Origin of the sequence: Turicibacter sp. (genome assembly GCF_017941855.1) — a bacterium.
In the GTDB taxonomy this organism is placed as follows: Bacteria; Bacillota_I; Bacilli_A; order MOL361; family Turicibacteraceae; genus Turicibacter; species Turicibacter sanguinis.
The window spans coordinates 1-6897 of the sequence record NZ_JAGAVR010000020.1 but is presented as its reverse complement, the minus strand read 5'-3'; the positions used below and the strand labels follow the sequence as shown (position 1 = coordinate 6897).

The following is a 6897-nucleotide window of genomic DNA, read 5'->3' as shown; positions in this document are numbered from 1 at the left end:
TGTTTAAGCTCACTGACATGCTCCATCTTTGAAATATCACGTAACAACTTTAACGTTTGTTTGTAAATTCGGCTTGTCATTTCATTTCTTGGATAATAATTCAACGCCATCTTAGGAATGACCTCAAACGTTAAACTCGCGATGCCATCTTCAAGCAAGAGCGTTGTTTCGCACCCGACGACAAATCTTGAAATCCATTCTAATTCCTCAACCAAAGGATCAACTACCTCTTCAACTTCAACAGGCACAATCACTGGATTACTCACCAAAAGGTCCTCTTGAACCAGTTCAGTCACCATTGAACGATTCTGTTGAAATGGTGCACTAATCATCGTGATAACCCATATCCCTCCACGATAAATACCGTATCCTAGCAGCCCAATCAACATGATAAAGACGATACAAGCTATCGTAAATCGTCGTGGATTAACAATTCTCATCCTAATACTCTCCTATATTTTGTTTATTTTTACTAATTATAACAGATTTTCTACTATTTAAATACACTTTTAAATAATTGCAAACTCAACTTCACAGTCCCCAAACTGCCCGCTTCTAATCATCACATCCCCCATTCCCTTACCTGTCGTTTTCACATAAATCGCAGCCGCTCCTCCAACAATGGCTGGTGCATGACCAACCAATTCAATCGGACCTAGCGTTTCAACCCTTAAACTATCAAACGCATACGGTAACACATTCCCATTCTCACATCTCACCTGAACCACAATTCGATTTATCTCATACGTCTCATGAAGAGGCACCACCTCATAATCAGCCTTTGCCACCAACCTTGGATTTCTCACTGATCCCAAACACTTCGTCTTCACCAACTGTCCGCCTTTATATCCTTCTAGTCGATACACCGTGTGCGAATCTTTGAGATTTCCCACATACTTTCCATACATCCCCATCTCTTCTTCAACACTAATTCCATATCGAAGGATGGCAATCGCCATTCGTAACTTATAGCGAGGTGGTAAATTCATGCCATGCATCGAAGATGCCATCAATACCTTTTTAACATTATTGGCATCCCACTTCGTCATTCCTTCCTCTTCCTGAAGCATATCTCCAATCAAATCATCAATTAAAATAGGAGGATGCTTCAAATACTTAAACTCCCTGTGATTTGGATAAAATCCTTTAATTAACACATCATTCTTAAATAAATTTACATAATCACAATTTGTAAACACATAAATCGGACCGAGTATCCCACCAGCATGCTCCCCAATATTAAAGCTTGTTCCGACCTCCATAACGGGAATCTTTTCTTGCTGTGAAGCATAAACAAAAGCTGATAACTTTGGAATGCGATTAAAATCAAGCACCCCGTGATAACACATGCCATCGCCACTTCCAAACTCCATATGCGTTGGATAATCAAACAAACAGCATCCAATAGCTCCACTTATTCGTTTACTTCCCATCATCTTATTCATCACTTTAACATGACGCATCGCCTGCTCTAATCGCTGTTCCTCATTATCATAACGTTTCGTCGGATACATATGACCGGTATGGGCACTGACTAAATAAGGAATCTTCGAATCCTTTACCACCTTTTTCGTACTTAAGAGTGGAGCATTTGAAAAATCATCAAACGTGTAAACATCTTCAAAGAATTGAGGATGCCCAAACTGGCCTCCACCTCCCGTCTGACGAGTCGGATCCAGGTCATGAGCGAGTAGATTCGCCTTTGTATAAAGGGCCTCGTGATTAGATGAATCATTAACTCTCACTCCCCAAAGCACAATGCTTGGATGATTTCGGTCCCTTAAAATCATATCCTGAACATTTTGAAGCATTAAATAGTGCCATGATTCACTCTCACCAACAGATTGCCAGCCTGGAACTTCCTCAAAAACTAATAATCCCAGTTCGTCACAACGATTTAAAAAATGTTTCGACTGCGGGTAATGAGACGTTCGTACCATATTCAACCCGAGTTCCTGCTTCAAAATTTCTGCATCACGCTCTTGTAATAATCTTGGCATCGCATCCCCAACACCGGGGTAACACTGATGGCGACTTAATCCAACCAATTTCACTAATTGATCATTTAAATAAAAGCCATCACTTCTAAACTGTGCATCTCGAAATCCAAAACGAGTTGACGCCACATCGATGACTTCATCTCCTTTTTTCAATCGAACCTCAACCGTATATAAATAAGGATGCTCTAAATCCCAAAGTTTTGCCTGCTTCATCAACGTCGTTAAATGAACCACCTTCTGATTTAAAATAGGTACCTGTATCGCACGAACAACATTTTTTTCATGCGAGATCATGACATCAAGTTTATCAACTGACGTTGTCGATGATAACGTCACATCGACGTCGATAACCTTACTTGCTGATCCGCGTACAAAAATATCTTCAATGTAAACAGATGAGACTCGCTTCAAATAAACTTCCCGATACATCCCCGCATAAGTTAAATAATCAATCACGCCTCCAAACGGTGGAATATGCGCTTGCTCGGCACCATCGACCTCTACCTTAAGCTCGATATCACCTGAGGGAATTTCGACCTCAAATGGCGTATAGCCACCCTCATGATGAAAAATCAACTCATCATTCACAAAAACTTTGGCCGTTGTCGCCACCCCATCGAATGTTAGGAAAAAACGTTCCCCTTTAAATCTTGGCGCAAGGCTCAATGATTTACGATAAAGACTCTTGAATTGGTATGCCTTTGCGTCTAAGTAATTAGGCGGCATCATCGTATGAGTATGAGGAATTTTCACCAATTCCTCTTCATGTCCATCATATGAAAAATACCAATCATCTAGAAATTCGACTATTCTCATCAGCATATCCCTCAAACTTCATTTTAATATCTAGTCTTATTCTAACCGTTCATGAGATAAAATAATCGTGTTCTAGAAAATCAGTACATTATTTCTGCCTAAAAAAAACAACACTCTTTGACAAAACCTGTTATTATATCTTAATCAAATGACATCCCATAAAAGCAAAAAACAGTCGACAAAACGTGACTGTTTTTCATTTTTATTACTCATCTTCAATTAAAATCTTTAACTCTTTAAGATCTGCTTCAATTAGTTGGTAGCTACCATCATGTGGCATTTCCCCCAGTGTATCCTGTTCTAACTCCTCTGAATCAGTGTCCGGTTGCCCGACTTCTGATTCTGGCACATCAGTTTCTGGTTGCCCGACTTCTGATTCTGGCATATCAGTTTCTGGTTGTTCCACTCCTGATTCTGGCACATCAGTTTCTGGTTGTTCCACTCCTGATTCTGGCACATCAGTTTCTGGTTGTTCCACTCCTGATTCTGGCACATCAGTTTCTGGTTGTTCCACTTCTGATTCTGGCACATCAGTTTCCGGTTGCTCCACTTCTAATTCTGGTAGTTCAGTTTCTGGTTTAAACTCCTCTAATTGAGATGGATCTTTTTCATCAGTCAATAAAAGCTCATCACTCACCGGTTCAATAGATAATAAATTTGCCATTCTATTTGGCAGATAAGATTGATAATTATGCCAATTTGAAATAGAAGTCACTTCATTTAATGGAACAATTTCTCCATCTATCACCTCAAAAACTTTCCAAACATTACCCGCTTGGTTATCAGGAACTGTAAAACTAAATAGAAGATGTCCCCCAGAATAAACTTTAACCGTAGCACCTGACAAACTTAAGGAATTACTTTGCATATTTCCTCTATTTGAATAATCATGAATCGCATAAACATAGTGTCCATCTTCATCTAAATTCGTTAAAGTAATCGTTTCAGGTCCGTAACTAGACGTATCATCACGATCTAACATCGCAGATTGATTTTCTCCAGAATAATATGATGAGGCATAATAAACATGGAAATAACCATTTGATTCTGAATTAATTTTTCCAATTAGATGTGAGTCTAAATCACTTGGACTTTCATTCCAGTTTAACACCACACGAAGATCATTTAATGCTAATCCATCAGGAGATAACGATAACGTTGGTTGCACTCTAATTTGATCACCAACTGCTAAAATAGCCATTCTACTTTCAATAAATCCCTCTTTATTTAAAATCGCCGTATAATTTCCTGCTGGTAATACTGTATTATACTCTCCTAACTCATTGGTATAAATAGTTCTCACCAACTCACCATCATCACTATTAAACCCTTTATAAATCTCTAATTTAACTTGTGAAAGTGGATAATCATTAAGAGCATTGGTAATTTTTCCTGTAACCGTTCCTTCCCCACTGTTCAATTCACTAACAAGATGTAAGGTAGGTTCGTAAACTTGTACATTACCGCTTTCTATCGTAAATTTTCCTGACTCTTTTAAATATCCTGCTTTTTCAATCGATACTAAATAAGTTCCTGGCTCTAAGAATAGTCGATAATGTCCGGATTCGTCAGTATAATAGCGATTGAGATACTCCCCTGATTCATCATATAGAGTAATTTTAGCCCGATTAATTGCATCCCCCGAAACGGCATCCATAATTTGTCCTTTCAGGATTCCCTTTATCGATGGATCTTTAATTTCAACTGGAATATCTACCTGGCCACTCACCCCATCTTTTTCATACGTGACCTTAACGTTAACAGTATGACCTGCACCTGCATCCTTTGCCGTCATAACTCCATTTGCATCTACTGATAATTTAGATGAATCGTTCGATTCATAAGTCGCATCATAGGTAACTTCTTCACGACCTGACATCACCATTAACTCAACTGATTCCCCAGGAATCATCACAATGTTTTTAGGTGAAACCTCAAGTTCAGGTATTTCCCCACAAAGTCCTATCTTTTTATCATAGAGTGGTAGATACACTTCATATTCAACTTCATCTAAAAATTTATTTGGTATGAGTTCACTATCTAATCCGACACTTCCATACATCCCAACGGCAAACGAAGTACACAATTCTGGTTGAATTACATCAATACTTCCATCTGCTGTTCCTTTTATTCCCGCACCAACTTTCATCCCTAATAGATCAATACGAAGAGCTGCTAACATAGCTGATACATCAGCCCCTACCTTTAATTCCCCTGAAACTTTTACTGGAGTTACATTCGTTGTAATAGAAAAAATATCATCATGATCTACTAAGGTGTTTAACCCATTTCTTTTCGTATACTGCACACCGAAATTAAATTTAGATTCTATTTCAACGTCTGATGATAATGATCCTTCTGGCTCAAATCCTATTTTAATCGGAATATCTACACTAATTCCTGCAACAGGTGTCGGGATACTAATATCTATAAGTTTTTTTTGACATTTCTTTGGCTGTTCCTTACAAATATTTTCAAGTTCAGCATACTCCACTGACAAGTTGAAATTTTGAGTTAGAGCTAACTCATACTTAAGATTCTTAACATTAGTCTCAAACCAATCAAAATCAATATTTATTTTCAAATTGTTCTCAATAGTAGTAGTAAATGATCCTTTTAATTGTATTTTTTTTGCGATTGTAACAGGTTTAATATTTATTGTTACACTGTCTCTAACAGTTATACGTTCACTAGTATAAGTAATAGGTTCTGATAACTCAACACCTTCTCCTAATGTAACACGTGCATCCTCTAATCTTGGCTCAACCTCGATGTCAATTGAGCGATAAACTTCCTTAAGTTCTGGTTGAACAATCACTGCAGTCGTTTTACCACCTTCTACATTAACGCTTACAATCTTGATTGCAACCCCTGAAACATACTGTTCAAAAGCTGGAATGACTAAAATTTCATTTGTCTCTAATTCTAAAGCTCCATTATAAATAAATTGTCCACTTTCTAAATCGAGTAGTTCAATATTATTTATCATTTCTGTTGGAAAGGTTGTAATATTTTCTCGGTATTTTACCTCTCCCGCTTCAGAGCGTTCCATAAATCCAATCATTGATTCACCTTTGATATTTTCTACTGACACCTCACCATTAGCATTCACCGTAATGATTGACTCGATTGAAGAATGCATCAGATGCGTCGTTGAATTAAAAGGTAATTGTAGCTTTAAAAATCCCTTTTCAGATGTTTGAGCATTAAATGCTTGCTCATTCCCTACTTTCACCTGAACAACATCATTATCTAAAATCTGATACTCACTTAAAAATAAGGTTAAGCTGACATCAACAGATGTCATTCCTTGATCAGGTGATGAATCTGGTTTTTGTTCTGGTTTGGATACAGGTGATGAATTGGACGTTTCGCCATCATTAGAAACCGGCGGTGTCGTTGTCGTCGGATTCTGAATTTGATTTTCAGTTAGTGGTCGATTAAAGTAGGAAAATTGAGGCCGACTAATCGTAATTACCTGATTAGCATTCACACCACTTTCCTTTTCATCATTTTGTGTTTCAGATTCTACCTCATCAGTTTCCTGAGGCTTTTCTTCAATCACTTCAATCGTTTCTTGTTCCCCCGAATTAGAACTTGAACTTTCTGTACTTGCAACTAAATTGATTTCTACATCGTTTGATCCATTCTTATCTACATAATTAATGGTAACTCCTGTGACTAAACCTAGTGCGATTAAAATAGATAAAATAATGACATTTCGCTTTGTAAATAATCGCTTTAGTTTTTGATGCATGAACACTAATCCCCCCATTTATTTATTTGACCGAATCCTACATTTGAAAGATTCACAATCCATACATCATATATTTTGAATATCTAAATTATTCTTTTTTTATCGTTTACATTCAAAAAAATCTAAAATAACTAAAAATAATACTTTTCTCTTAACTATTCACTAAAAACAGATGTTCAATATATGAGAAAAAATGTAAAAAATTTATGTCCATTTATTTAACATAATAAAAAAAACACCGAAAATTCAGTGTTTTTTTCGTTAATTCATAACTTTAGCATAAACAGGTTGACTTGCAAATGTATGAACTTCAATATTCTTAAG

At 37.0% G+C, this 6897-nt stretch carries 3 protein-coding genes; all 3 read right to left on the bottom strand.

The genetic code is table 11. The annotated features are described in order from the left end of the window. Positions 1-440, bottom strand: a 440-nt coding sequence (locus J6D32_RS03615) for a hypothetical protein (RefSeq protein WP_287467292.1), incomplete at its 3' end; no start/stop codon positions are given. Positions 441-509: 69 nt separating this feature from the next. Beyond that, a complete protein-coding gene (locus tag J6D32_RS03610; protein WP_287467290.1) occupies positions 510-2816 on the bottom strand; it encodes a glycoside hydrolase family 2 protein in 2307 nt (768 codons plus the stop codon). Positions 2817-3021: 205 nt separating this feature from the next. Continuing rightward, positions 3022-6573 carry a carboxypeptidase regulatory-like domain-containing protein gene (locus J6D32_RS03605; RefSeq protein ID WP_287467289.1) on the bottom strand — a complete coding sequence of 1184 codons (3552 nt, stop codon included), beginning with the start codon at positions 6571-6573 and terminating at the stop codon, positions 3022-3024. Positions 6574-6897: the final 324 nt, after the last annotated feature.